30 protein-coding genes and 2 pseudogenes are annotated in these 26,924 nt (G+C 43.0%); 20 read left to right on the top strand and 12 right to left on the bottom strand.

The annotated features are described in order from the left end of the window. Window positions 1–69: 69 nt before the first annotated feature. The 3 genes and pseudogenes from V7K49_RS31950 to V7K49_RS31940 all read right to left on the bottom strand — a co-directional run. Window positions 70–616, bottom strand: a pseudogene (locus tag V7K49_RS31950) (zinc-binding dehydrogenase); the annotation flags it as partial. 21 nt (window positions 617–637) lie between these two features. Then, window positions 638–1,333 (bottom strand): SRPBCC family protein, encoded by a 696-nt coding sequence (locus tag V7K49_RS31945; RefSeq protein WP_335209205.1) that lies wholly within the window; start codon window positions 1,331–1,333, stop codon window positions 638–640. Window positions 1,334–1,513: 180 nt separating this feature from the next. Continuing rightward, on the bottom strand, window positions 1,514–2,611 hold the full coding sequence (locus V7K49_RS31940; protein ID WP_335209204.1) for a DJ-1/PfpI/YhbO family deglycase/protease: 1,098 nt from the start codon (window positions 2,609–2,611) through the stop codon (window positions 1,514–1,516). Between the two features lie 2 nt (window positions 2,612–2,613). On the opposite strand from V7K49_RS31940, the gene V7K49_RS34845 reads away from it, so the two are divergent. The 4 genes and pseudogenes from V7K49_RS34845 to V7K49_RS31920 form a co-directional block, all read left to right on the top strand. Then, window positions 2,614–2,862 carry a hypothetical protein gene (locus V7K49_RS34845; RefSeq protein ID WP_442948711.1) on the top strand — a complete coding sequence of 83 codons (249 nt, stop codon included), beginning with the start codon at window positions 2,614–2,616 and terminating at the stop codon, window positions 2,860–2,862. Between the two features lie 356 nt (window positions 2,863–3,218). Continuing rightward, window positions 3,219–3,617, top strand: coding sequence for a DUF6335 family protein (locus tag V7K49_RS31930; RefSeq protein WP_334977195.1), 399 nt, complete (start codon window positions 3,219–3,221; stop codon window positions 3,615–3,617). Window positions 3,618–4,141: 524 nt separating this feature from the next. Further along, window positions 4,142–4,633 (top strand): orange carotenoid protein N-terminal domain-containing protein, encoded by a 492-nt coding sequence (locus V7K49_RS31925; protein ID WP_335209202.1) that lies wholly within the window; start codon window positions 4,142–4,144, stop codon window positions 4,631–4,633. Between the two features lie 166 nt (window positions 4,634–4,799). After that, window positions 4,800–5,160 (top strand): annotated as a pseudogene (locus tag V7K49_RS31920) (transposase); the annotation flags it as partial. A gap of 14 nt (window positions 5,161–5,174) precedes the next feature. Here V7K49_RS31920 and V7K49_RS31915 read toward each other — a convergent pair. The 4 genes from V7K49_RS31915 to shc all read right to left on the bottom strand — a co-directional run bounded on the left by V7K49_RS31915 (window position 5,175) and on the right by shc (window position 9,154). Then, the gene (locus V7K49_RS31915; protein ID WP_335209201.1) at window positions 5,175–5,429 is read right to left on the bottom strand and encodes a hypothetical protein; all 255 of its coding nucleotides are present in this window, start codon (window positions 5,427–5,429) and stop codon (window positions 5,175–5,177) included. 219 nt (window positions 5,430–5,648) lie between these two features. Next, window positions 5,649–6,695 carry a phthiocerol/phthiodiolone dimycocerosyl transferase family protein gene (locus V7K49_RS31910; protein WP_335209200.1) on the bottom strand — a complete coding sequence of 349 codons (1,047 nt, stop codon included), beginning with the start codon at window positions 6,693–6,695 and terminating at the stop codon, window positions 5,649–5,651. A 282-nt stretch (window positions 6,696–6,977) separates the two neighbouring features. After that, complete coding sequence (locus V7K49_RS31905) at window positions 6,978–7,154, bottom strand: hypothetical protein (RefSeq protein WP_335209198.1); 177 nt, start codon at window positions 7,152–7,154, stop codon at window positions 6,978–6,980. 83 nt (window positions 7,155–7,237) lie between these two features. After that, window positions 7,238–9,154, bottom strand: a complete 1,917-nt coding sequence (gene shc / locus V7K49_RS31900) for a squalene--hopene cyclase (RefSeq protein WP_335209197.1) — start codon at window positions 9,152–9,154, stop codon at window positions 7,238–7,240. A 124-nt stretch (window positions 9,155–9,278) separates the two neighbouring features. On the opposite strand from shc, the gene V7K49_RS31895 reads away from it, so the two are divergent. The 5 genes from V7K49_RS31895 to V7K49_RS31875 all read left to right on the top strand — a co-directional run bounded on the left by V7K49_RS31895 (window position 9,279) and on the right by V7K49_RS31875 (window position 13,266). After that, on the top strand, window positions 9,279–10,487 hold the full coding sequence (locus V7K49_RS31895) for a glycosyltransferase (RefSeq protein ID WP_334865789.1): 1,209 nt from the start codon (window positions 9,279–9,281) through the stop codon (window positions 10,485–10,487). A gap of 176 nt (window positions 10,488–10,663) precedes the next feature. Next, window positions 10,664–10,861, top strand: coding sequence for a hypothetical protein (locus tag V7K49_RS31890; RefSeq protein ID WP_334865791.1), 198 nt, complete (start codon window positions 10,664–10,666; stop codon window positions 10,859–10,861). 227 nt (window positions 10,862–11,088) lie between these two features. Beyond that, window positions 11,089–11,799, top strand: coding sequence for a TonB family protein (locus tag V7K49_RS31885; protein WP_334865793.1), 711 nt, complete (start codon window positions 11,089–11,091; stop codon window positions 11,797–11,799). Between the two features lie 382 nt (window positions 11,800–12,181). Beyond that, window positions 12,182–12,418 (top strand): hypothetical protein, encoded by a 237-nt coding sequence (locus tag V7K49_RS31880; protein WP_334865795.1) that lies wholly within the window; start codon window positions 12,182–12,184, stop codon window positions 12,416–12,418. Beyond that, window positions 12,415–13,266, top strand: a complete 852-nt coding sequence (locus V7K49_RS31875) for a nucleotidyl transferase AbiEii/AbiGii toxin family protein (RefSeq protein WP_335209196.1) — start codon at window positions 12,415–12,417, stop codon at window positions 13,264–13,266. The genes V7K49_RS31880 and V7K49_RS31875 overlap by 4 nt, the downstream gene beginning before the upstream one ends. 24 nt (window positions 13,267–13,290) lie before the next feature. Here the strand turns inward: V7K49_RS31875 and V7K49_RS31870 are convergent, their stop codons facing one another. Then, window positions 13,291–13,641, bottom strand: a complete 351-nt coding sequence (locus V7K49_RS31870) for an ArsR/SmtB family transcription factor (protein ID WP_334865799.1) — start codon at window positions 13,639–13,641, stop codon at window positions 13,291–13,293. 80 nt (window positions 13,642–13,721) lie between these two features. On the opposite strand from V7K49_RS31870, the gene trxA reads away from it, so the two are divergent. The 10 genes from trxA (at window position 13,722) to V7K49_RS31820 (ending at window position 22,596) form a co-directional block, all read left to right on the top strand. Then, on the top strand, window positions 13,722–14,045 hold the full coding sequence (gene trxA / locus V7K49_RS31865) for a thioredoxin (RefSeq protein WP_273767795.1): 324 nt from the start codon (window positions 13,722–13,724) through the stop codon (window positions 14,043–14,045). A gap of 143 nt (window positions 14,046–14,188) precedes the next feature. Then, window positions 14,189–14,983, top strand: a complete 795-nt coding sequence (locus tag V7K49_RS31860) for an SDR family NAD(P)-dependent oxidoreductase (RefSeq protein ID WP_334865802.1) — start codon at window positions 14,189–14,191, stop codon at window positions 14,981–14,983. Window positions 14,984–15,153: 170 nt separating this feature from the next. Beyond that, window positions 15,154–16,266 (top strand): alkene reductase, encoded by a 1,113-nt coding sequence (locus tag V7K49_RS31855; protein WP_334865804.1) that lies wholly within the window; start codon window positions 15,154–15,156, stop codon window positions 16,264–16,266. Window positions 16,267–16,526: 260 nt separating this feature from the next. Continuing rightward, entirely contained in the window at window positions 16,527–17,192 is a 666-nt protein-coding gene (locus tag V7K49_RS31850; RefSeq protein WP_334865808.1) for a nitroreductase family protein, read from the top strand. 603 nt (window positions 17,193–17,795) lie between these two features. After that, the gene (locus V7K49_RS31845; RefSeq protein WP_334865812.1) at window positions 17,796–19,094 is read left to right on the top strand and encodes an MFS transporter; all 1,299 of its coding nucleotides are present in this window, start codon (window positions 17,796–17,798) and stop codon (window positions 19,092–19,094) included. Between the two features lie 8 nt (window positions 19,095–19,102). Next, complete coding sequence (locus V7K49_RS31840; protein ID WP_334865814.1) at window positions 19,103–19,684, top strand: NAD(P)H-dependent oxidoreductase; 582 nt, start codon at window positions 19,103–19,105, stop codon at window positions 19,682–19,684. A 17-nt stretch (window positions 19,685–19,701) separates the two neighbouring features. After that, a complete protein-coding gene (locus V7K49_RS31835) occupies window positions 19,702–20,391 on the top strand; it encodes an SDR family NAD(P)-dependent oxidoreductase (RefSeq protein ID WP_335209195.1) in 690 nt (229 codons plus the stop codon). A gap of 34 nt (window positions 20,392–20,425) precedes the next feature. Then, on the top strand, window positions 20,426–21,196 hold the full coding sequence (locus tag V7K49_RS31830) for a class I SAM-dependent methyltransferase (RefSeq protein WP_335209193.1): 771 nt from the start codon (window positions 20,426–20,428) through the stop codon (window positions 21,194–21,196). An 82-nt stretch (window positions 21,197–21,278) separates the two neighbouring features. After that, a complete protein-coding gene (locus tag V7K49_RS31825; protein ID WP_335209192.1) occupies window positions 21,279–21,977 on the top strand; it encodes a glutathione binding-like protein in 699 nt (232 codons plus the stop codon). Between the two features lie 70 nt (window positions 21,978–22,047). Continuing rightward, entirely contained in the window at window positions 22,048–22,596 is a 549-nt protein-coding gene (locus V7K49_RS31820; protein ID WP_335209191.1) for a GNAT family N-acetyltransferase, read from the top strand. Window positions 22,597–23,091: 495 nt separating this feature from the next. Here the strand turns inward: V7K49_RS31820 and V7K49_RS31815 are convergent, their stop codons facing one another. The 4 genes from V7K49_RS31815 to V7K49_RS31800 form a co-directional block, all read right to left on the bottom strand. Beyond that, window positions 23,092–24,432 (bottom strand): cytochrome P450, encoded by a 1,341-nt coding sequence (locus V7K49_RS31815; protein ID WP_335209190.1) that lies wholly within the window; start codon window positions 24,430–24,432, stop codon window positions 23,092–23,094. 108 nt (window positions 24,433–24,540) lie between these two features. After that, complete coding sequence (locus tag V7K49_RS31810; protein WP_335209234.1) at window positions 24,541–24,825, bottom strand: helix-turn-helix transcriptional regulator; 285 nt, start codon at window positions 24,823–24,825, stop codon at window positions 24,541–24,543. Between the two features lie 75 nt (window positions 24,826–24,900). After that, complete coding sequence (locus tag V7K49_RS31805; protein ID WP_335209189.1) at window positions 24,901–25,182, bottom strand: hypothetical protein; 282 nt, start codon at window positions 25,180–25,182, stop codon at window positions 24,901–24,903. Window positions 25,183–25,206: 24 nt separating this feature from the next. After that, window positions 25,207–25,437: a hypothetical protein gene (locus V7K49_RS31800; protein WP_335209188.1), complete on the bottom strand. Its 231-nt coding sequence runs from the start codon at window positions 25,435–25,437 to the stop codon at window positions 25,207–25,209. Window positions 25,438–25,721: 284 nt separating this feature from the next. Between V7K49_RS31800 and V7K49_RS31795 the strand changes: the two genes are divergently transcribed. Further along, complete coding sequence (locus V7K49_RS31795) at window positions 25,722–26,912, top strand: MFS transporter (RefSeq protein ID WP_335209187.1); 1,191 nt, start codon at window positions 25,722–25,724, stop codon at window positions 26,910–26,912. The last annotated feature ends 12 nt before the right edge of the window (window positions 26,913–26,924 follow it).

Here is a 26,924-nt window from a genome sequence, read left to right as displayed (position 1 = left end):
GATTCATAAAAAGCCTCAATTACATTATGTTAGGTGGACAATTTAAAACGCTGAATGACTATTTACCATTCAGGGTTTAAGAACAACTTTGATCCAGTTATCCTTTTTTTGTTGAAAAATATGGTAGCCGTGGGGTGCTTCCTCTAAAGGCAATTGATGGGTAACAACCAAGGATAGATCAAGTTTTCCATCCTAAATCATCTGCAATCAAAAATATATATATTTTTGTCTATGCATTTTGTCCCATCCTAAAGGTTAGTTCCTTATTGAAGGCTGCACCAAATGGTATTTTATCAACAAAAGTACCATAAACACCCATAATTGAAAAACTCCCGCCTTTACGACAGACCACAATCATTTCCTGCAGAACGTAGGGACGGTCGGTTTCCAATCTGAGCTTTTGTTTTGTCTGGTCGTAGAAGTCTTCTAAACCAACGGCATCGATGCAAGCATCGGGGTCACGGCCACCAGTCGTCTCTTTCAACACTTCGCCAGCATTAACTTTTTTGTAGTTAATCACTTCTGCTTTGGCAAACTTTTTCGCCATTTCCAGGCGTTGGGGAAAGCGATCAATAGCGATCACTTTTTTGGCTGCCATGATGTAGGCGCTAATCATGTGGCGTCATTGGGCAAATAACTACTTGCGTCCACTTGTTTGACCTTCGGTGGTGGCAATTTCGCCTGCTTCCATTAGCATCTTGAAGCGACCCAATTCATCACCAATTTGCTGTTTTGGTTCCTCACCAAAAAGTTTAGCTACGGTAGCTCCCAATGCTCCACCTGGTGGGTTATACTCCAAAACAACCTTAACTTCCGTGCCGCGATTTGCTACTTTTTTGAAGCGGACAAAACCAGAATTATCAATATCTGCACCTTCTACAGAAGCCCAAGAAATAAATTCATTTTCCCGGTCTTCGAGAATTTCCGCATCCCATTCCACAGTGTTACCCAAGGGCGCATTCGCAACCCAATGAGAACGTTTTTTGTCATCCACCTTGACAGATTTGAGATGCTTCATAAATGTAGGCAAATTCTCAAAGTTGTGCCAATAGCGATACAGTTCATCTGCTGGTTTATTGATCGTTACCGTCTTTTCAATTTTGATGGGTTGGTTTATACCTATTGCTTCCTGTGCTTGCTGGATTGTGCTTTGTTTAGTTGCACCTTGATAGATTAAACCGCCACCGGCTAAAGCCGTCAGCACTCCCCGCAATGAACCTTGCTTTAAACCCATCAGCACCATAGCACCGCCACCGAGAAGAGATCCCCAACGCTCTACTTCACTAGCTTCAGGCTGGTTTGTACTTTGTTTATCCCCTGAGGTCGAAGTCACTTTTTTATCTCCATTACAGTAAATTAATTACAGAGGTGCAAATACTCTCTTCTTTCTACCTCTGTGTTCTTCTCTACGAGACGCTATAATCGGCAAGCCCTACGGATTCCTCAGTTGCTTTAGGCTGGGGAACCCGTCCACCGGACTGGCTCACCGCTTTGTGTCTACGTTTAAAAAACCTTACATTGACACAGCAGCTCCTGTAGTTGGCTTAGGAGGTTGAATCTGATCACTTATCCGCGCCCGATACAGTTCTACCAATTGCTGTTCGTATTTCGATAAATCTTGGTAAATTTCTTTGAAAATAGCAGTTGCTACTGGGTCAGTATACATTGCACACAAATTGCCAATATCGCCAATACCAGTTTGCACATCTCCCAAAGCAGAACGTAACTGATATATGTCATCACTTCCTGTCAAGGCAGTTTTCACCTTGGCATACTGATTGGCAATATTTGCTCCTAAAGAGGGTTTTTCGCCTAATCGTTGAAGATAGGTTTCCAGCTTTTGAATGTGGCGCTGTTTATTAGCAATAATTTCTTGAAAGACTGATTTTACTTGGCTATCTGATTCCTTTTCCAAGTAGTTCTCAAATGTTTCTAGCGAATAACGTTCACCAGTAAGGGCAGTATTTAAACCTTTGCTGATATCACCTTTAGTTGAGCCACCCCAAGCATCAGCCAGCTTCCACCATTCAGCACTTGTGTCTTTCTCATTAGGTAATGCAGCATCTTTGCCACCATAACCCAAACGGCTTAAAATAGCTGTAGTGAAAATTGGCAAGTCTCCGGGTTCACGAGATGTAATCAAATTCCCGTCAACTACCACTGGTTCATCTAGATAATTTGCGCCAGCGTTAATGATGTCCTTGGCAATAGCGCTAAAGCCAGTAACTTGCTTACCTTCGAGCAAGTCGCCTTCAATCAAAACTTGTGGGCCGTGGCAAACCGCAGCTACCAATTTTCCTTGTTGTATAGCCTCTTGTACAAAGCGGACTGTATTAGGGTTGCGCCGCATTTTATCGGGAGCCATCCCACCAGGAATCACCACTGCATCGTATTCGGCTGCGATCGCTTCTGTGGTAGTACCATCAGCTTGGATGCTAAGTTTGCCCTGTTTACCCTTATATTTTTCATTCATTCGGGAACCGAGGACTACTACCTCTATTCCTGCTTGTTTTAATCCATTATAAGGAACTGTAAATTCTGCATCCTCTACTGCTTGTTCAATGAGGATGGCAACTTTTTTATTAGCGGAATAATTGTTATGGTCAGTCATAGATGGTGTTCCTTGCTTATTTCTCGTATTTAACTAACTACAATGTTCATCGATTAGGACAGTTAAACATCCAAGATTTTTCCCTGGAAAAATTTGCCGCTAGTTCCTGTGCTTTTTCACCTGCTATCTGTTCTTTAAGAGTTTCTAGTGTGGCACGAGTAGCAGATTTTGCCTTTTCACGCTCATCTGATTGGGCAAGGCTTTATACATCTGTAATGAACTCGTCGTATTTCACTGTCTACCTCCACTGATCAAAATTATTGAATGTCTTGTCGTTTAGGATTCAGGTAGTTAAAACTATGAAAACTAAATTAAAATGGCTAAACTTAAATTTTTATTTTTCCTCTAATCAATAAAAAAAATAGTTATGAGTGAGAAGTTGGCTAATGAATAATTTCGGTTTGATAACCCCTAACTCATAACTAAAAACTTCAACTACAAGTTGCTTAACCATGAATTCATATTTCCAATCGTATGGTGCGATCGCTCGTTTAGCTTCGTTCCAAGGGGATAGATTATTTTATTTCTAAAGCTATACATCTCTAGTAAGACAAATTATTGACAAGAAAGCGTTATTGTGAGAATAATGCAGAAAATGGCTAGCATCATGGCAGAAAAAAATCATAATGACGAAATTAAAACCAATGATTTGCCGCAGGAGATTACCGAATCCTACGGCACTGGCGTGAAAGAGTTGCCGGGATACAATATTGGCGGGCGCTCAATGCAAGCAGAAAGACAGGAGTACACAGAAACTAGTCCTGAACTGACTGGTGGGGATGTTGATGCTTATTGGCAAGATGCAGATGCAGTTGGGGATGAAGCTGTTGGTGGTAGTACTTCCACTCCCGATCAAAATGTAACTGAGGAGCTAGAAGCAGCAGTGGGGCTAGAAATGGATGACTCTGAGTTTCTGCATACCAACGATATTTTAGAGGAACGTGACGGCGATCGCTGGGAGTTAGATCCAAAGTCTTCTGAAGATTATCAAGATCGGCGAGAATAAGCTCTATAAAAGCAGAAGCCGTATTCCTACTGGATATTCAAAAATTGGATGTCGCTGAATTGGCAGTGCTTTTTTAAGCACTGTCACAATAAAATTAACATCTATCTACCGACATACCTGGTGAAAATCTCCAATTTTGTAGTATTCCAATTGTCAACTCTTCACCTTGCCTTTGCCAAGCATTATTTTGGCTTTTCTAGGGTGTTTATTTAAGGTGATTTCTGACAAAGAATATACCCAGGTTGACGAGTTTCGACACAACGACCGACTCAGTGCATCGCTTCGCTCAACTCTCGATTTCCTAGTTGGTTGAGCGAAGTCGAAACCAACGGCGGCGGTAAATTTATTAACGGAAATTGCCTAACTATAATGCTTTTAAGGCAGGACTACAGCCCGATTTATATTCTGTTTATAATTGTTATTCTTTATGATTTCAATACATCTGTCTTCAGTAGGTTAAAAGTGCAGATGTACATTTGATAATGTTGCTCATGAAACTGATTTAATTGGAATTGGAGTTAATAATGACATCTACACAAACTGGTGATCCAACTATTCGTGAACATGTTCAAGCTTGGCAACAGTTGGATGTGGATCAACAGCTGGCTTTATTTTGGTTTATTTACAAAGAAATGGGTAAGTCAATTACGCCAGCTGCGCCTGGTGCCAGCACTGCTTCCCCAGAAATTGCTGAAGGTTTGTTTAATCAAGTTAAGGAATTATCTCACGAACAACAATTACAAATTCAGCGTGACTTGATTAATAAAGTGGATACCCAAATTTCTCGTGAATATGGCTCTTTGGGTGATACCACCAAGCTACTGTTTTGGTATCGTTTATCTCAAGGTATGGATGATGGTACTATCATTCCTGTACCTTCTGATTATGAACTTCCCTCACAATCTAAACCGTTGTTTGGCAAAATTCAAGGATTAGAGTTTGAGCAACAGATGACTCTTTTCCGTGATTATGTTTCGCCAATGGGTGCCGAAGCAAAAGCAGGGGCTGGAATTTAGATTTAGTGACTTTTTTCAAATGGGTGCTGTAACAGCTTTGAGTCAGTAATCGGAGGTGGGGCTATACCTCACCTTTATTTATAAGCTAGGAAGACTTGCATTTTTAAGTTAATAGCTAAAAATCTTTTAATTTGCATCCTCCAAAAAATAAATCTTTTGTGAGGTAGTTATTTCTACAACTCTCGTTTCAGATTTACCCGAACTGGGTCAATTTACTGCCAAACAAATCTCTCGTTTAGTTGGTGTTGCACCAATTAATCATGACAGTGGTCAACACAAAGGTAAGCGTATGATTAATGGTGGTCGTGCCCATGTTCGTGCCACTCTTTATATGGGTGCTGTTGTTGCTATGTGTCATAATCCTGTCATTAAAGCTTTTTACGAGCGTCTTGTCGAACGTGGTAAATCCAAAAAACTTGCAATAAAAAGCTTGCGTTTATAAAATGTTAGTTATTTTAAATGCAATGGTTCGGGATAATTTGCCTTGGCGTGTAACTGACAATTTACAACCTATTTCTGGCCTTTAGCAACACCTACGATTTTATAGTTTGGAGTAGCAAAGCCCTGACGATCGCAACTGGGATAAATAATTCAAGGCTCTTTTTTTGCCCACACTGGAAATCCAGCAACTGGGGAAGATTCGGTGAATCGAAGGAGTGCCTGGTGCAGGCTGCAACTGTCTCTCCTGCAAATGTAGAATCAACATACCCGTACCAGGCATCACCGAATCAGCGAAGCGGTTCCCCAGTTGCGTCAACTTCTTTTTAGCTTTTTCTTTTGCGATCGCACTTGACATTCAAGACAGTCGCTACAATATCAGGCGATGGCGTAGCCCAGAGCAGGCATCGCACTTTTGATCTCAATGTCTGAGCCGTCTACCCTTACCAAGGCTACCGTGTATACACAAGTCGAATTACCCCCTTTAATCCCCCCTTATAAAGCAGGGCTGTTTCATTCCCTAAGAAGCGACTGCCGTCGCAGAGACGCAAAGGAAAATGCAAAAGTCATTTCAACCTCATGCAAGAGCTGTCAGTAATTGTTGCATAGCTGTGTTTTTTATGTTGTAGGCGTTTGCACTAGGTAAAAGAGACTCTTGGTAACGACAGATAAGGTACATCTTCTCATGAAGTGTTGCTACACCGATAGAAAGTGGTAGAGTTTTTGGTGCCGTAGCAATTAGATAAAGTTCCTGTAGCTGTAATTTTCCAAACTCCTGTTTAATAGCTAAATTCCCTAGATTAGTAATTACAAGATCAGTTCCTTTTACATCTCTAGGATGTGAAGTTTTCCCATCTTTGTTAGAGTTACTGGATAATAAGGCGCTGGCTTCTAGGACATCGTCAAATAACTTTCCGTTTGCTATCACTTGATTGAGCTTGTCTTTAACTTCACGCGCTAAATCCCAAAAATCGGTTCTCTGGCTTAATCGATGAGCGGTGCTTGGTCGAGCGATGTATTCTCCCAGATTTATACCAACATCAATTGTCAAATATTTGCGGATATTTACTGGTGTACGGCACTTGAGAATAATCTCATTAGGAGATTTTACTTCAGCAGCGATCGCTAAAAGAAATGCAGCGCATAAAGCACCGTGAACAGAAGTTTTTTCTTCTCGACAGCGAGCTACAAGCTTGGTAGTTTCCATAGAAGATAGCGTCCAACGAAATAGGCGAATTGGAAGCATTTCTGAAGTATTTAATCTTGGATTATTAAGCAACAGATACCTCAAAGTCATGTTGAAGTACTTGAAAGTCGTGTTGAGGTACTCCAAAATCGTGTTGAGGTACTTGAAAGTCGTGTTGAAGTACTTGAAAGTCGTGTTGAGGTACTTGAAAGTCGTGTTGAGGTACTTGAAAGTCGTGTTGAAGTACTTGAAAGTCGTGTTGAAGTACTTGAAAGTCGTGTTGAGGTACTTGAAAGTCGTGTTGAAGTACTTGAAAATCGTATTGAGGTAGTCCGAAGTCGTGTTGGAGTACCTCAAACTTTGTCGCACCGCGATCAAGTACACAGGTGCGTAGGCGTAGCCCGCACTTCGGCTGCGCTCAGTGACCACCGTAGGCATCGCTTGACTTTTAAAACAGTTGCTACAATTTTCCCTAACCCAAGCGTATTGGATTATAATTTTAAAGCACAGATTTTTCTGAACTGATATTACTGGTGCTTTTGATGAACCACTGAATATCGCAAACTTAGCAAAAGCGATCGCTTCGTTTGGTGGTAGACTTGCGAAAAGTAATAGCACCAGATTTAATATCAGTCGTCTGGAGTGCTAGTACCGCAAGGCGGAAGTCAAAAGTCAAAAGTCAAAAGTCAAAAGTATTATGGAATGGGCTTTTTAGGGATTTTAAATGGTTGCTCTATTTACGCCGTGGCGTACTAGTGCTTCTGATACGCGACAACCAGTGAAAAGGGAAATCCCAAACAGAGCGCGATCGCGGGTGGTTAGTAATTCCTCGATGAATAATCGCCTTAATTCCTCTTGGCTTAATATTTTGCCTTGTCCGTTGCCGCTAACCTTCATCTTTTCTACTTTCTAGGGGGTTCCAACGCTTTACGCCTTAGGAGCACAACACATTGTTTGTGCGCCTGCCACAGTAACAACAATTAACCTTTTTTAATCACTGTTTGATAACGACCCAAAGCTATCAAAGGAAAGTATTGTTGATACATATGATATTTTAGATAAAAATGGCAGGGGAAACCAGTACCTGTAAAATCTGCCTCAAACCAAGTACCATCGGGCTGTTGAGTTGCCACTAGGTAGCCAATTCCCCGCTCAATCGCCTCAAGAGCTAATTTACCAGTTGCTTCACCTGCTGCCAACAGACCAATTAAAGCCCAAGCAGTTTGAGATGCAGTACTATTTCCTTTTCCCTTGAGACTGGGATCATCATAGCTACGGCAAGTCTCACCCCAACCACCATCTGGGTTTTGACATCCAACTAACCAAGCTGCTCCTCGTTCTATACTGAGTTTATGCCTTTGAGGGTCAATCAACGCCAAGGCTGATAAAACGCCACTAGTGCCGTAGATATAATTTACACCCCAACGACCAAACCAACAGCCTTCGGTTTCTTGTTCGTGCAGAAGATAACTAAGCGATCGCTCTAAATTATAACTATCAATTGACAGGTTACAAGCACCAAGCATTTCTACGACTCTAGCCGTAACATCTGCGGTGTTTGGATCAATCATGGCTTTCAAGTCGCCATAGGGAATGGAATTGAGCCAATCTTGGTCATTGTCCAAATCAAAAGCAGCCCAACCACCTGGTTTACATTGCATAGATGCAATCCAATTTAACGCCCGAGCGATCGCAGCCTGCTTAATTTTTTCATTAGGGAGTTTCGCTACATGTAGTGCCATCACCACCACAGCCGAGTCGTCTACATCAGGATAAAAGCGATTGTCAAATTCAAAAGCCCAAGCCCCTGGTTTTCCCTGGCGATTTTTGACAGCCCAATCTCCGTAATCCAAAATTTGTTTTTGCAATAACCATTCTCCAGCCTTTACCACAGCCGGATGATCTGGTGCAAAGCCGGATTCTACTAAGGCACGCATCGCCCAAGCAGTATCCCAGACGGGTGAAATACAGGGCTGAACTCGGTAGCTGTTCTCTGTTTCAATCGCAAAGTTATCAATTGCTTGCAAACCTCGTTCCACAATCGGGTCGTTTGGGTGATAATCCAGACACCGCAAAGCTAGCATTGAATTCAGCATCGCCGGAATAATGCCGCCCCAGTCGCCTGTAGCTTCTTGCCGCTCTAAAATCCACTTTTCAGCAGCTTTAATTCCTTCTTGGCGTAAGGGTACTAAATTCAGGCGTTCTGCCAACTTGAACCCATGATCAAGGGTGAGGAATAAATCTGTCCAATCGCAACTCTGGGGTAATTCCCACCGCACTTGATCAATACCTTCTACGTATAGCTGATCTAGGTTGATAGTTGGGTTGGTAATAAAAACAGGTTTGCGATCGCATACAAGCAGTAATGGTACTGTACTGGAACGTGCCCAGCTAGACATCTCGTAGATATTGACGGGGAAAGCTTTTGGCAACAGCATCACCCAAGCTGGTAGCGAGGGAATACCGCGCCAGTTGTAGCAGCCAATCAAGGCTAGGTGCAACTTGGTAAAAATCCGAGTTTTGCTGATCCCACCCCGTTGGAGAATAAAGGCTTGCGCCCGAATCATCGCCGGATCGGTTGCTGGTACACCTAGCAGTCTTAGTGCCATGTAGGCTTCAACCGAGGTGCTAAGTTCTCCACCATCACCGTAGTAAAGTTCCCAGCCGCCATGCTGCCGTTGCTCTTGACGTAGGTAGGCTTCAACTTTGTGCAACGGTCTTGCTTGGTCTGTTCCCCAAATTTTATGCAGGAGGACGACTTCAGCAGTGATGGTGACATTAGATTCTAACTCTGCCCACCAATAACCTGCCGGATTTTGAATCGAAAGCAAATATTGTTGACTGGCTGCGATCGCTTCTGCAACTTGATTGACTTTTACCCTGTCTTGTGTTCGCATCAAATACTATTTAACCTCAACACCCAACACTAGTTATGAACACGGCAATCCGATGAAAAATTTTTTCCTTCTATTTCAGTAGACATAGTATTCTGTCTGAGTTACTGAGAATTTGCAATAGCTAATGGGTGTAATTGTATTAGGATTGATGCTGTTATCCTTGACAATTTGGTTGGGATTACTGTGTTTTTGGGGACAATTTTGGCGGACAGACCAGCAATTAGAGGTTACAGAAACTGAGTTACAGTCGTTACCTATGGTTTGTGCGGTGGTTCCAGCCCGTAACGAAGCTGAATTACTACCAACCACATTGCGATCGCTCCTACTCCAAGATTATCCTGGTTCTTTAAAGGTGTTTTTGGTAGACGATCGCAGCACAGATGGGACAGCAAATTTTGCCGAAGGGGTTGCACAAGCTGTAGGTAAACCTGAGCAATTGCATATTATCTCTGGCGTTTCACTGCCTCCTGGTTGGTCAGGCAAACTTTGGGCAGTTGAGCAAGGTATAAACAGCGCGAGTTTATTTGCACCTGAGTATTTTTTGCTGACCGACGCAGATATTGAACATGATCCTGGTAATCTCCGCCGACTGGTTGCCAAAGCTGTCCAAGAAGATTTAGACCTGGTTTCGGTAATGGTGCGACTCAGGTGTGAGAGCTTTTGGGAAAAACTTTTGATTCCAGCTTTCGTCTTTTTCTTCCAAAAACTCTATCCTTTCCGCTGGGTTAATAATCCAAACAATCCCACAGCCGCAGCTGCTGGCGGATCTATTCTGATCGCCCGTGAAGCTTTAGAGCGAATCGGGGGTATTCAAGTCATTCGTCAAGCTTTAATTGACGATTGCGCCCTTGCTAACGCCGTTAAGCAGATTGGAAGACAAAGTAATTCTTCTTTCTCCCCTGCCTCCCCCGGCCGGATCTGGCTAGGATTGAGTACATTAACTCAGAGTCTGCGTCCTTATAACTCGCTGGCGACGATTTGGGATATGGTTGCCCGTAGTGCCTATACCCAACTGAATTATTCTCCATTACTACTATTGGGAACTTTAGTAGGAATGCCTCTGATTTATCTAGTTCCACCTATGTGTGTAATTCTGGGTGCAGTTTGGGGCAATTGGGCGATCGCACTTACAGGTTTATTAGGATGGCTTTTAATGACCTTGGCTTATTATCCGACAATCCGCTTTTATAAATGTTCTCCCTGGTTAGCCTTCAGCTTACCTGCGATCGCTTTTCTGTATACCCTGATGACTCTAGATTCAGCACTCCGTCACTGGCAAGGGCGCGGCGGCGCTTGGAAAGGAAGAGTTTACCCCAACCCAGATAATTTATAGTTGGGATGTGGGGGCTTTTTTCATTACTTAGGATTATCTGAAACAGTTCTGATCTTTAACCAACATCTGATATTCCTGGGAGGTATAGCTGGGCTAATTGAGCGAGATACTCCTCTGGTTTTAGAAAGGCAATCTTTAAGATTAGTCGAGATTGAGGTGAATCTGGCGTTGCATAAATGCGGGATGAATTGGCGGATAAAACCATTGATAATTCGTTCAAAATTGGGCGAAATCATCCCATGATTCAGCAACGCCGTGAATCTGATGTGACTGGAGTAACACAGCGCCAAGAGTTATCTGACTTCACTAAAATAACTGAGGTATTAAGTAGTGATGGAAAATGTACAGAATTGTTATTAAAGATTTGTGTTTAGTAAAAGTCACAGAGGACATAATAAAAAAACATCTATTAGACATCTCCAAAAATTAGGTTTTCACTTAGACAGGATAAGGGTTTGAGATTCTTTTTGAAAGATGTCTATTACCAACTGTGTCTTTTTCTAAAGGTTTGATAAATTATTTACTGTATTTATTCTACAATCAAGCAAATAAGCGTCAATATCTATCAGTACTGTTTATTTGCTGCATTAGGTAATTAGACATGAAATATCGTCTATTATATTTGCTTTTTTTTGGCTCTAGCTTACCACTATTATTTGCTCAACCTACATTTGCACAAGTCACCCAAATTACTGGAATTAAATATAGATTAACTGAGAAAGGTTTGGAAATTATTTTAGTTACTTCTGCTCCCAAAAATCTACTGAGTTTTCCCACAATACAAGCTAAGACACGTATATTTAATATTCCCAAAGCTCAATTGTCTTTACCTTGTGGCAAATTTTTTCGTCGAGAAAACCCAGTCCAAGGAGTTCAATCTATTAGTGTAACTTCTGAGAATACTAACCAAGTCAGTATTGTGGTGCAGGGTGAAAAGAGCTTACCAAAAGTTATAGTATCTATAAGTCCAGCAAAAATTGATTGCATCAAATGCAGTTTTCAATATACAGAAGAATTAAGAGAAAAAAGTATTGAAGGGATAGCCGAGGTGGTTTTAGATATTGATGAACAAGGTAATGTCACTCAAGTGAGCTTAGGTCGTTCAAGCGGTAATACTGAAATTGATAATGCTGTGTTGACGCAAGTAAAAAAAATGAAGTTTATAGATAATGCCTGTGGGCAAAAAAATATTTTACTCAGAGCTAATTTTATAATACGAGGGTCACTACTTCATCAACGAGCAATTGAAGAATATAGAATGAGAGGACGACAAGAATCTCTTCGGCAACGGTTGAGAAAAGAAGGAGAATAGATGCAGATAATAAATCTTTCAACCAAGGTGCTTCAAGGAGCGATCGCTGTGATTAAAGCGTCGGATGTGATAATTACTACAGAATAGTCCGAAATGAGTAAATAGGTTGTGGCGATCGCTTCATAGATGCATAAAAGAAAGCTTTTAACCAAGGGATTTATGGGAGCGTTCGCCCTAATAAAGTGACACAGAGTATTGGTAAATATGACGGCTATACACTGATTCAACGATACCTAAAACTACTCTTGTAGCTTATAAAAGCTAGCTTTGAGAGCATATCACTCTTAAATTGGCTAAGGTATTGTGAGATAAAATCAAATTTCAAAATCGGTAGTGCTAATCTAAAATTAAAGTAAGCCGAAAGTGGTTGATTAAAAGAGTTATGACAACCGCAACACCAACAAATAATTCTGTTATTGTCCCCAAAAAGCTGCCTTTTCTGGAGTCAATTTGTTGGCAGACCGCCGATGTGTATCGGTTTACTTTAGAGGAAATGCTGAGTCGCTACGAGCGTGGTTGGCAATATCGCAATTTATTTAATAATCTTGAGGGTGAAGAACTCAATTTTCTTAAGGAACTTGCCAGACGCTATAAATCCTGGTTGCAAGTTTGTTTATGACCTTCAGGTTAGAACACCATCATCAAATTCTCACAGTTCTTGAATCCTTAGATTCGGACATACTTAGAAAGGGTTCTGCTTACTTCGGCTTACCTCGGCTCCGGTTCCATCGAGCGGAGCCGAGATGCTCGGCACAAGTCGCTCAGTACAAGTACTTCGGTGGCGGAACCCTTCTTGCATTTGAATTTGATGAATATCGCTGGAGTAAGGACGTTGATTTTATCGCTTCCGTTGGTACACAAGGCTACAAATACCTGCGTACAGTGATATTTGAGGGTGGGCATGAAGCATTATTTCGGGATTTAAGTAAAATCCAAGTTGGACGTAGCACAACTGACCAATATGGAATTCGGATGATAGTTTTTGTAGATGATGTGGCGATTAAAACGGAAATTATTGCCGAAACTCGTTTTCAACTAGACCCACCAAGATATCTAAACTGGTCACCTGTTCCCTGCTTAAGCTTCAATGACTGTTTTACCTCTAAGCTGCTGTCAAATTCTGACCGTTACGCAGATGACAGCGTTGAGGCAAGAGATTTAATTGATTTAGCAATTCTCAGGCTGCAATCTCCAATCCCACAAGCATCAATTGAGAAGGCTGAAAAAGCCTATGAGGTTATACGCCCTTTGAAAAGAGCGATCGAACGCTTTCAGGAAAGACCGGATTACAGGGAGAAATGCTTTCTCGGTCTACAAGTTGATCAAGCTCAGATACCCAAAATTATCGACGGTGTTGATTTACTCTCTATGGATTTAGGTTTATCTCACACTCCAAGGGCTTTTCGAGAACAACATGATATCTTTGCTGATTTAGAAACACAAATTGAAAAACCAGAAGATTCTTAAACAGGTAGCGATCGCCCCATACCCCTAAATCCTTGAGGCTGTTTGTTTACTACTGGTGGGTTCAACAGACAATGGTTGAGCAGCTTTCAACACTGCATCCAGCAACCCTGGAAACAGCATCTCTAAATCTTCACGCCGTAGGATGTTAATATGGTGTGTCCCTTCTTTGCGTGTAAAGACTATCCCCGACTCCCGCAAAATCTTGAAGTGATTGGACATAGTAGACTTAGCGATCGCAAAATCAAACTTGGCACAGCATTGCTCCCCCTCAGTCGCCAGCAGCCGCACAATCTCTAGCCGCACTGGATCGCCCAATGCATACAGCACTCCCGGTAAAGAAATATTTTTTCTATCTGGATGATAAAGAAATCTCATAGTTGCATTATCTCATCAGGTGGCATATATTTTTATTATTCGATATTATCGAATTATAGAATTAATTAGGAAGGCAATTTATGTCATCCATTACCAATGTCACAGAAGCCACATTCAAGCAAGAAGTCTTGGAAAGTGAAATTCCGGTCTTAGTGGACTTTTGGGCACCGTGGTGCGGTCCTTGCCGGATGGTGGGTCCAGTCGTCGATCAAGTTGCTGCTGAATATGAAGGACAGGTGAAATTTGTGAAGCTGAACACAGATCAAAATCCTACTGTCGCCAGCCACTATGGAATTCGCAGCATTCCGACGCTGATGGTTTTTAAAGGAGGTCGGCAGGTTGATACTGTCGTAGGGGCAGTTCCAAAAACCACCTTGAATAAGACCTTAGCACAGCATCTTTAAGTTAAGGGGACTGGGGAGTAGGGGGTAGGGGAACAGAGGGGAAGTTGCACTAAGCTTTCCCCTGGAGCTTCTTGTGCCCAATCACCAATCACTCCCCACTCCCAATTCCTGAATTGTGTTTCAACTAATGGGGAAAGAGCGAAATGGACTTGAAATTGCATGGTAAATCCGCACTGGTGAGTGGCTCAACCGCAGGTATTGGTTTTGCGATCGCCCTTGGGTTAGCTCAAGAGGGTGCATCAGTGATTGTCAATGGTCGGTCTGAAGAACGAGTAGCCCAGGCGATCGACAAAATTAAGCAAAGTACACCTGATGCGAAAGTTTCTGGTGTTGTTGCTGACGCAGGCACTGCATCAGGGGTAGAGCAACTCTTTCAAAAAGTTCCTCACGTTGATATCCTCATTAACAATGTGGGTATTTATGAGCCAAAAACCTTCTTTAATATTACTGATGAAGACTGGTTAAAGATACTTGAAGTTAACGTCCTCAGCGGAGTCCGTTTGAGTCGGCAATATCTGCAAAAGCAGCTAGAGCAAAACTGGGGGCGGATAATTTTTATCTCCAGCGAATCTGCTATTCAGATTCCAGTAGAAATGATTCACTACGGTACAACTAAGACAGCGCAGCTAGCCATTGCCCGAGGTCTAGCAGAAATCACTGTCGGGACTGGAGTCACAGTAAACTCTGTCCTACCAGGGCCAACCCGCTCAGAAGGAGTTGAGGAATTTCTCACCAAGCTGGCGCAAGAACGGGGTATTAGTCTAGCTGAAGTTGAGGCTGAGTTTTTCCAAAATGTGCGCCCAACTTCTCTAATCAAACGCTTTGCAAGTAATGAAGAAGTAGCAGCGATCGTAGTTTACCTTTCTAGTCCTGTAGCTTCAGCAACTAATGGTGCAGCTTTGCGGGTAGATGGTGGCGTTATTCGGTCGATTGTTTAGTATTTGAACCACATCTGTCGTAAGGGTACAGTCAACTTAACGTTAAAAGGGCGGTTAGAAACCGCACGCCAGTTGCTTAAAGTCAGCAAAGCCGCCCAACGCACTGGCTTGTCTACACAAACAAAACCCACCTCCGTGGGTTAAAAAACTTTGAATTGGAGTAAAGCAACATGACTAGTGATATCAACTTATTCTCTCCTTACCAATTAGGAAATCTGGAACTACCTAACCGGATAGTAATGGCACCCTTAACCCGAAACAGGGCAGGTGAGGGAAACGTACCATACCAACTGAATGCTACCTACTACGTCCAACGTGCTTCCGCCGGACTGATTATTGCTGAAGCAACACAGGTGACTCCTGAAGGACAGGGCTATCCCGCTACACCAGGAATTCATTCACCAGAACAGGTGGAGGGATGGAAGTTAGTAACCGATGCTGTGCATCAGCATGGAGGAAGAATTTTTCTGCAACTATGGCACGTAGGCAGGATTTCTCACCCAGACTTACAACCGAATGGAGCTTTACCTGTGGCACCTTCTGCCATTGCTCCTAAAGGTGAAGCGGCAACTTATGAGGGGCCAAAACCCTTTGTTACTCCCCGTGCTTTAGAAACTTCGCAAATACCGCAGATAGTAGAACAGTACCGTCAAGGAGCAGCAAATGCCCTAGCGGCTGGGTTTGATGGGGTGGAAATTCACGCAGCCAATGGTTATTTAATAGATCAATTTCTCCGCGATCGCACCAATCAACGTACAGATAAATATGGGGGTTCCATTGAAAATCGGACTCGATTCCTGTTGGAGGTGACAGAGGCGGTAACTAGTGTGTGGGATTCTAACCGAGTCGGGGTACGTTTATCTCCTAGTGGGGCTTATAACGACATGCATGACTCGAATCCCCTGGAGACATTCGGTTATGCGGCTCAAGCGTTAAACCAGTTTAATTTGGCATATCTGCATATTTTTGAAGCAATAGAGGCAGATATCAGACATGGCGGGATAATTGTACCCACTAGTCATATACGCGATCGCTTTACAGGTACACTGATCGTCAATGGTGGTTATACCCGTGAAAAAGGCGATGCTGTACTGGCAAACAAAGCAGCAGATTTAGTTGCTTTTGGCACATTATTTATATCAAACCCGGATTTACCTCGACGCTTCGCTTTGAATGCACCACTAAATCAAGCAGATCAAGCAAGCTTTTATGGTGGCGATGAACACGGATATACAGATTATCCATTTTGGTCAGCTGCTAATGAGCAGGTGGTCAATGCCTAATTCTTCTCATCTGAATAATTAAAACCCACCGCACTCTAAGGTATCAAATCAAACTGAGGAGTTTGAGATTTTTCCCAGATACAACAAAATGGTTGTGTAAATTGGTTATCAACCATTATCCACGAGCACATCTCTAACCCGGTTAACATTGCCAATTAGAGAGGAACACATTACATTGCCCTGCTCTTTAACACTCTTGAATCACTCTCAGCAGAGTAAAATCCGAAACCCTTTCATAACTCAGTTATCAGGAGAATCTCATGAATTCCATTACTCAAACCCAAGCTTTAGATGTACCCAGTGCGATCGCTCAACGCCGTTCAATCAAAACTTTTAAAACAGACCCGATCACCCCAGAATTGCTTAAGCAACTGGTAGAGTTAACCGTGGCTGCACCCAGTAGCTATAATATCCAGGACTGGCAAATTATTCTTGTGCAAGATGAAGCGCAAAAGGCAGCACTGTCAGCAGCATCGTGGAATCAACAGCAAATTGTCCAAGCACCTGTTACCTTTGTCTTTGCCGCCGATCCGAACGCAGGCGAACAAAACTTGGCTCCAATTCTAGAGCGGGGACTCGAAACTGGGGCATGGAATGAAGGTACGGTAAACTACTTTAAAACCGCCGTCCCGCAATTTCAAGCTGGGTTAGGTAACAAGCGACGCGAATATGCCATCAAAGATGCCATCATTGCCGCTACCCATTTGGTATTAGCAGCAGAAAGTCTGGGATTATCCACTTGTTTTATGAACGGTTGGATTGAGGATCAGGTAAAGGAAGTGATTGGGGCTGGGGATAATCCAGATTTAGCGATCGCTGTTTTAATTCCTGTTGGCTATGCAGCCGAACCACGCTTAAATCCAGGTCGTTTGCCATTCTCCTCCAACATCTCTGTAGACAGAATTGGTAACCCTTATGCAGGGTAGCTTTTCCTAAATTAAAAATGGGGCATTGGGCATTGGGGATGAGTCTTTAATACTCGTGAATGAGTCTTTGATACTCGCTGATGAGTCTTTGATACTCGCTGATGAGTCTTTAATACTCACTGATGAGTCTTTGATACTCGTGAACGAGTCTTTAATACTCGTGAACAAGTCTTTTAACTCCGTCAATGAGTCTTTGATACTCGTGAACGAGTCTTTGAACTCCGTCAACGTGTCTTTGATACTCATGAACGAGTCTTTGGGGACTTACAAGAAATAAATTATCCAAATAAACGTAGACGCGCAGCGGCTTGCCGCAGGCTACCACAGAGACACAGAGAAGCCAGTGCGCCCTTGCGGTTCCCCGACTTGTACCCTTGCGGGGAAGCAAGCTACGCGCAGCGTCTCCCTTAGGAGAAGCAACTGGCGCGACACAGAGAGAGGAGAAATGAGAGGGTTTTTGCGTCAGTTTTGGGACATTTTTTTATTTGGAAGTCCCTTGAACTCCGTTAACGAGTCTTTGATACTTATGAATGAGTTCTTTTAACTCCACTCCCCTGCGCCCTGCCCCCTGCCCCCCACTCCCGCATCTACCCATTCCCCACTATGTCCTTAGCCTCCTTCCTAGCGCGTCGTTCGTTCCACTATGGCTGGCTCGTCGCGGGTTTAACATTCCTAGCCTTGTTGGTTGCGGCCGGAATTCGCTCTGCTCCCGGAGTCTTTATAGTGCCTCTCGAACAGGAGTTCGGCTGGAGTAGAGCTACTATATCTTTGGCAATCTCCATTAACTTAGTACTTTACGGACTAATTGGCCCTTTTGCTGCCACACTCATGGAGCGAATCGGCATTCGCCGGATGATGGTGTTCTCACTTGCTATCATTGCTTTCGGTGTCGGTTTAACCCCTTTGATGTCAGCGTCTTGGCAGCTAGTCTTGCTGTGGGGTGTAGTTGTCGGTTCTGGTAGCGGAGTTATCGCCCTGGTTTTGGGTGCTATTGTCGTCAATCGCTGGTTTTTTGAAAAGCGGGGTTTGGTTCTCGGCATCCTAACCGCCAGTACAGCTACCGGGCAACTGGTGTTTCTGCCCATGCTGGCCTCAATAACCGATCGCTTTGGGTGGCGAATTGCCGCTCTCGGTTTGACTGGTGCAGCACTTCTAATTATTCCAGCGATCGCGGTCTTTATGCGCGATCGTCCGGCAGATGTCGGTTTGCGGGCCTTTGGCGACAACAGCGAAACAGTGGAAGTCTCACAGCCGAGAGTGAATTCCATCACCTCCACCCTCAATGCCCTCTGGCTGGGAATGCGTAAGCGCGACTTCTGGCTGTTATTTGGTAGCTTTTTTATCTGCGGTGCTAGCACAAATGGGTTGATTGGGACTCATCTAATTCCCGCTTGTATTGACCACGGTATCCCTGAAGTCAAGGCTGCGGGTCTTTTGGCAGTCATGGGACTATTCGATTTTTTTGGAACTACTATGTCCGGTTGGCTATCTGACCGCTGGAACAATCGCTACTTATTGTGCTGGTACTACGGACTGCGGGGTTTGTCTTTGATTTTCTTGCCCTTCAGTTTCGACTTTTCCTTCTATGGACTTTCCATTTTCGCTGTCTTCTATGGACTTGATTGGATTGCCACTGTACCACCAACGGTGCGTCTTGTTGCAAATGTCTTCGGTAAAGAAAATGTCGGCGTCATGTTCGGCTGGATTGTCGCAGGACATCAGCTCGGTGCAGCCACAGCAGCATTCGGAGCCGGAGTGTTGAGAACTTGGACAGGTAGTTATTTACAAGCGTTTATTTTATCAGGCGTTCTCTGTTTGATTGCCGCAGTTTGTGTACTGCAAATTGGTCAAAGTCCGACTAAGGGCAATTCACACTTATCTTCAGTCACGCTCAATCCTTAGTATGTAAGATGAATGTCTTAATCGTTTATGCCCATCCAAATCCCAATAGTTTTAATCACGCCATCCTTGACTCTGTGGTAACTGGACTTAAAGAAACCGGTCATACCCCCAAAATTAAGGATCTTTATACTTTATCTTTAAAAATTACCCTTGATGCCGAAGATTTCGAGCAAATTGCCAACGGAAAAACGCCAGATGATATCTTAAAAGAACAACAAGATATTCTCTGGGCTGAGGGACTTATTTTCATTTACCCAATTTGGTGGTATGACCGTCCAGCTATTCTCAAAGGCTGGATTGATCGGGTATTTTTACAAGGCTTTGCCTTTGATACAGATGCCGATGGTATCAAAGGCTTACTCATGCACAAAAAAGCCATCATCTTTCAGACCACTGGCGGTACAGAAGCAATGTTTACACACATCGGCACTGATAAGGATGTATTCCGACACACCATGATGGAAGGTACTTTACAGTTCTGTGGCATTCAAAACATTATCTATAAGCCTTTTTATGGTGTGCCACATATTTCGCAAGCAGAGCGAGAACAAATGCTGTCGGAAACTTATGAACTGGGTAAAAATTTCTAACAAGGAGAATTAAATTTATGGCAACAACAGCTTTAATTGTCGGTGCAGGTAGTGGACTGAGCGCTTCTTTAGCCCGCTTATTTGCAAAAGAAGGATTTACCGTCGCTTTAGCGGCTCGCCAAATTGAAAAACTCGCTCAATTGAGCAGTGAAATTGGCGCAGTTAGTTTTGCAGCTGATGTCTCAAAGCCAGATGAAGTAGAACAGTTATTTATTGATGTTGAAAATAAAGTCGGTTCTGCAAATATTGTCGTTTACAATCCCAGTTTCCGGGTGCGGGGGCCTCTTGTTGATCTAGACCCTGGTGAGGTGGCAAAAACCTTAGATGTAACTGCCTATGGTGGCTTTCTTGTGGCCCAAGCTGCTACCAAAAGGTTTTTGCAGCTTGGCGGCGGTGCTATATTTTTTACTGGAGCCTCAGCGAGTATCAAGGGTTATCCTCTGTCTGCTCCCTTTGCAATGGGTAAATTTGCATTGCGCGGTTTGGCTCAGAGTATTGCTAGAGAATTAGCACCGAAAAACATCCATGTGGCGCATTTCGTGATTGATGGTGGAATCCGCTCAACAGGCCGCCAAGATCCAGCAGATAATCCTGATAGTACCCTTGACCCGGATGCGATCGCTCAAACTTATCTCAGTATTCTCCGCCAACCCCGCAGTGCTTGGACATGGGAAATAGAACTACGTCCGTGGGTAGAGAACTTCTAGCCTAGACAATTGTTAAAAAGATAGTTTTGCAGGTATGAGAATTGATTTTGGTGCAACTGCTACTGTTCATGCAAAACACCGCGCTGACTTTCCCAGTTCATTATTTAACAAACTGTCTGAATATGGTATAGGTTTACCAGGGCAGAACATTGTTGACCTTGGCACAGGAAGAGGAACACTAGCGCGGGGCTTTGCGGATAGAGGTGCTTATGTGATTGGCATAGACCGATCAGTCTCACTTTTAGAACAAGCGAGCCAGTTAAGCGAATCTGCCCAACTCAAAGTAGATTATCGAGTCGCAACTGCCGAAAATACCGAGTTAGCAGACGCAAGTGCGGATGTTGTAACTGCTGGACAGTGTTGGCATTGCTTTGACCGTTTGCGTGTCGTCCAGGAAATTATTCGGATATTGAGAAGAAATGGCTCGATTGCGATCGCTCATTTTGATTGGATACCTTTAAAAGGTAATGTAGTTGAAGCAACAGAACAACTGATTAAGGCTCATAATCCCGCGTGGAATCTGGACGGCGGGAATGGATTGTATCCCCTGTGGTTACAAGACATTGGCGAAGGAGGATTCCGAGAAATCCGCACATTTTCTTACGATGTATTTGTGTGTTATACACACGAAGATTGGCGAGAGCGAATTCGGGCTAGTGCTGGTGTGGGAGGCAGCTTGACACCAGAAAAGGTAGAAGTATTTGACCAAGAATTGGCAACATTACTTGAAGCAAAATATCCCACACCAATTCTTCAGATTCACCACAGAGTTTGGGCAGCGATCGCAAAATCACCGCAATATTAGTACAACATTTCATTAATTCGTTGCGAATTCTCTGCGCCCTTTTGCGTTTAAATTTCAACCCTCAATATAAGGAAAACTAACCATGATTGATCTTTATTATTGGCCAACTCCAAACGGTCATAAAATCACCATTTTCTTGGAAGAAGTCGGCTTACCATATACCATAAATCCTGTAAATATTGGGGCTGGGGAGCAATTTAAGCCGGAATTTTTGAAGATTTCTCCTAACAATCGGATGCCTGCGATCGTTGACCACGAACCAGCCGATGGAAGTGCGCCAATTTCGGTATTTGAGTCTGGTGCAATCTTGCTATATTTGGCAGAAAAAACCGGGAAATTAATCCCCCAAGATTTACGCGCTCGTACTAAAGTTTTAGAATGGTTGTTCTGGCAAATGGCAGGGCTGGGGCCAATGGCGGGACAAAATCATCACTTTAGCGCCTATGCTCCCGAAAAGATTGAATATGCCATTAACCGCTACGTGAATGAGACGGGACGCTTATATGCAGTGCTGAATAAGCAACTAGCAGATAGAGAATTTGTGGCTAGCGATTATTCTATCGCTGATATTGCTGCTTATCCCTGGATTGTCCCTTATGAACGCCAAAGCCAAAACCTAGAGGATTTTCCTCACATCAAGCGCTGGTTTGAGACAATTAAGGCCCGTCCGGCAACAATTCGCGCCTACGAGAAAGCCGAAGCATTGCAAACTCAAGCGCTTGATCCAGATAAATCACGAGATATGTTATTTAACCAGTCGGCGAAGACTATTCAGCCTTGAGCCTTTTGAATTGTCTTGTGAGTGTGGCGTGTACTAAGTCATCTCTAACCCCAGATCATCGATTGCAACTATGAGCAAAGATTTCTCACTATCTTCCTTTCCTCAATTAGAAACAGAAAGGCTCTTTCTGCGTGAGACAACGTTGCAGGATGCTGAAGCGGTCTTTGCTATCCTCTGTGATCCAGGCGTGACTAAGTTTCATGATCTTGATAGCTTCACTTCTATTAAAGAAGCGAGCGCACTCATTGAACGTAGAGCCAAGCGGCTTGAGCGAGGAGATGGAATTCGCTGGGGAATTGCTCGTAAGCAAGACAACGTTTTGATTGGTTCTTGTGGGTTTACGTGGAACCCACAAGAACATGATGCTGCTGAGGTCGGTTATGAGCTTGCCAGTACCTTTTGGAAACAAGGTATCATGACTGAGGCGGTGGGTAGTATCTTGCAATTTGGGTTTGAGAAAATGGGTTTGCGTTTCGTTGTTGGCCAAGTCATGGTGGACAACATAGCTTCTAAAAAGTTGCTAGAAAAGTTAGGTTTTCACAGTCAGGGTGTACTGAAACAGTATGGCTTCTTCAAAGGGCAGTTTCACGATCTGGAGCAATTTGTGCTTCACAAATAAAAAACTCAGTGAGTCGGTTAGCAACGGATATTATTAAATCTTTTTACCCAATTAGCTTATGGCTAGAGTAAGTGTGGCAGCTTGCTATGGGGAATTGTTAAAAGTACCCAGAAAAATACAAGCGAATCAAGTTAAAACAACCAAAGGTATTTCCTGAAATAGCAATCCGATTTGATTTGTGAAAAAATATAAGTATATAGCAATCCTATCTGATTTGTGAAAATTCGTGAAAAGTTAGATCCCCGACTTCTTAAATAAATCGGGGATCTAACTTTTCACAAATGATTTAGGACTGCTATATATAGGGTGTGTTAACGAAGCGTAACACACCTATATGTATTTAAAAAATCAAATATAATTCCTATACTTCAGGGAAAAAACATATGTACAGGGCTACCATCGTCAAGACGGAACTTATGTTCAAGGGCATTATCGTAAAAAGAATTGAGCCAAGGAAAAGTTTATTTAAACATGAAGCAGACTACATTACTGGCATTATCTAATTTGAACTTGTGCTTGTAATTTTCCTTCTATTTTAAACGGTGCTTGATGATAGTTATTAGGTTCATATTCTGGTGTAACCTTCCAATCATATCGTTGCAGCAAGGTTACCAAAAAAATCTTTATTTCCATCCTGGCAAACTCCATTCCAATACATATATGTTCACCACCACCAAAACCAATTAAAGCAAAGGAGTCTTTTTTATCTTCTTCACGGGGAGGGGCAAAGCGTTCTGGATCAAAACTTTCTGGGTTAGTATAAATATCACTCATGCGATGCGTTAATCCTTGAGCAACAATCACCACCCAACCAGGAGGAATGCGGTAACCTGCGTATTCAATTTCCTTGACAACTCCCCGAAACAGTACTACACCTGCGGGGTTGTAAAGTCGTTCTATTTCTTTTAAAAAAAAAGTCATTTGATTAAGTTGCTTGAGGTGTCCCAAGTTCAAAGGTTCATCTCCTACAACTTCTGCCAGTTCTTGGCGGAGTTTTTCACACCATTGCGGACGCGCTGCCAATTCAACCATTGCCCACGTTAAGGATGTAGCAGTAGTGAAATGCGCTGCATTTAATAAGTGTATCAGTTCGTCTATGATCTGCGACTGAGCTAAAGCATTTCCCTCTTCATCTACTGCTGCCAAAAACAATCCTAATACCTCACAAGACTCCTGTAAGTTGCCTTGAAGTGTGCGATCGCTGATAATCTTTTGTAAGAAAACTTTAAGCTGACGACGAGCATTTTGGGAACGGCCATATTTTGTGAACGGTATATCTAACCGCAATAGTGCTAATGCTCCCTGCGTCAAAGTGTTATACAACTGTTCGACTTGCTCAACTTCGCTTTGTAGTTGAACACCTAATAATAGCCGAATCCCAATTTGCAATGCTAACTGATTAAATTCATTCTTGATAGAAATTGGACTGCCTTCCACCCAGTTTTTTAGGGATTTGTTAACTTCAGTTTGCATGATGTCAAAATAGTTAGCAATGGCTTTCCCATGAAATACTGGAGCCATTAAGCGACGAGTGCGGCGATGTTCTTCGCCATCCTGAAGCATCATTGGTTGCCCGAAAATATGCTCCATAGCCAGTTTCCATCCTAAGTAGGAAGAAACATGATCGGCTTTTTCTTGCAAAATTAGTCGATTTGCTTCTGTCCCTACTAAAACTGCATATTTCTTTCCTAAAATGCTGGTTTTAAAAACCGGCCCGTAGCGTTGGTAGTTCTTCGTCAGCCCCCATCCTTGGGTAGCAAATAATCGGAGAGTTTCACCTAAAATGGGTAGCCCAAAGCTACCGGGCATTTCCTCGGCTGGTTTTAGTTGTGTCATTTTTTGGACTATGAACTGAAAGTATGGTGATAACTATTGAGTCTAGCTTCAAAAAGATCATGCTGTCTCACACAATCTTCCGAAAACTAGCGTTATCTTCCGAAAAATTCAATGTAGCTTCTTAAATGCTTGAGGAGTGATGCCGATATATTTGCGAAAAACTTTGGCGAAATGACTTTGACTTTGAAATCCTACTAATTGGGATACTTGTATAACTGATAATTCTCGCTTTGCAAGTAAAAACTTTGCTCTTTCAACTCGGCATTTAGTGACATATTGGTGAGGTGCTATTCCCATTGATTGCTTAAACAAGCTAGCAAAATAATGCGGACTTATCTGTGCGATCGCAGCAATTTCTGCTAGGGACAAGTTTTGGTCTAAGTTATCGTTGATATAGGCGATCGCTTCTTTTAATTGATGTTTTGGTAATCCACCTGTGTATTCTCGAATAATGAATTTTTGCGTTGATTAACGTTTCAATAAATACACCGGCAGCAGATTTACTGCTGACTCTATATACAGATAACTATCAAATCCACTCGTTTCTATTTCTTGCTTGAGTGTCAGTCCAATTTGTTGACTCAGTGGATCGTGGGTTTGCAGTTGTTGGACAATTTCAACTGCATCAGCATTTACTGACTCGTAGGCAACACGAGTAATCATCGCTGGTTCAAGACCAATGTGAATAAAGCCTAATTCCTGTTCAAATTGTACTGCTGGAGAAATTTGGTGAGCAGGAAAGATACCCACATCAGTTGTTGCATAGAATTTACTTTACCAGCGTCGGTTAATTTTTAATTTGGTCTGAAACTCTCTAGTGTAAATGGTAATAATGTGCTGAAAAGGCGATGTCTCAGGGAGTTGATAGTTTGACTGGCGATGAAAGGCAAAATAAAAACCATTCCAACCGGCGACTGGGCTGACGATAATTAAAGGTTTGGGAAGGAATTGTTTTAGATTGTCTGGTTGGGCGGCATTAATTCTAAAAGGCTGCTCTATTTGCATGACGACTCGCACGCTTTTTTTCTAAATATAAATTACCAAAGAACGGGAAGCACAGAAGAAAGGAAAGAAGAGTTAGTGAAGACTAACTCTCTTACTACCCTAGTACAGCGGGCGCGTAAATAAACCAACCATTCAAAATGGCGCAAGAGCAAGGAATATAATTCTTTTAACTTTTGACTTTTGACTTTTAACTTTTAACTTTCGCCTTGCGGTACTAGCCCTTCCCCTTTTGCAAAAAGTCTATTCTAGAAGTGCGAAAACTCAAACTACAGGAGAACATAGCAGTGGGCAGGTTAGCAAAGAATATAGCAGGCAAAACACCTGTCTCATTAGGACTGTTGGGCGCTGCTGCCTTCATGGTGATTGCTGATGCACGGGTGATTGACCCCCTGCTGCACATTATTGCTGACGAGTTTAAAGTCGGTGTTGGCAGTGCTGCGGTGATTATCTCGGCATACACGATTCCCTACGGACTATTTCAGTTAGTCTATGGGCCACTAGGCGATCGCATCGGCAAACTTAAGGTAATTACAATAGCACTGGTGGCATTTGCTGTGGGTACAGCTGTTTGTGCCTTTGTGTCAAATATCGTCTTACTTACCTTGCTGCGGTTTCTCACAGGGATGGCTGCTGCTGGGGTCATTCCGATCACCCTAGCTTATATTGGTGACAACTTTCCTTATGAAGAACGCCAAGCTGCGATCGGCAAGTATTTAAGTGCGCTAGTGTTGGGTCAAATTCTCAGTGGTAGTTTGGGCGGCATCTTTGGGGAATATATCGGCTGGCGTGATATATTTCTCTTATTTGGGATCGTCTCCCTTGGCATTGCTGGACTTTTGTGGCGGGGAACGCGCCATCTTAGCGATGGTCATCGTCCCCAAAGTCGGGTAGGTAGGATCACATTTCGACCTTATTACCAACTATTGACCCAACCGATCGCTCGGACTGTAATTATAGGAGTGTTTGTGGAAGGCTTTTGCGTGTTTGGGGCATTTGCTTACGTCGGCTCATTTCTGCGCGATCGCTATAGTCTAAGTTATGTAGCGATCGGGTTTATGCTCAGTGGTTTTGGATTGGGTGGACTGATTTACAGTCGCTCAGTTAAATGGTTAGTCAGGCGACTGGGTGAAATTGGTTTAATGGGAATGGGAGGAGGCTTGATGTGTATCAGCTTCTTAGCGATCGCATTGTTCCAGAACTGGATGCTTTTTATCCCTTTGAATATTTTAATGGGATTGGGCTATTATATGATGCACAACACGCTCCAGACCCAAGCCACTGAGCTAACACCTGAAGCACGAGGCACTGCTGTTTCGCTGTTCGCCTTCAACCTGTTTGTCGGCCAGGGAATCGGTGCAGCGGTATTTGGTAGGATTGTGGATAACTTCGGCTATATTTATTGTTTTCTTGTGGCTGGTGTTGCGCTCGCTCTGCTCTCTGTTTGGTTAGTCAAGCAGAAGCAAAACAGCGGATGAAAGCTAAGGTAT

The sequence above is a fragment of the Nostoc sp. genome, from assembly GCF_036919675.1.
Taxonomy (GTDB): domain Bacteria; phylum Cyanobacteriota; class Cyanobacteriia; order Cyanobacteriales; family Nostocaceae; genus Nostoc.
Note: the sequence above shows the minus strand (reverse complement) of the source record. Positions and strands in the feature narration are given on the sequence as shown.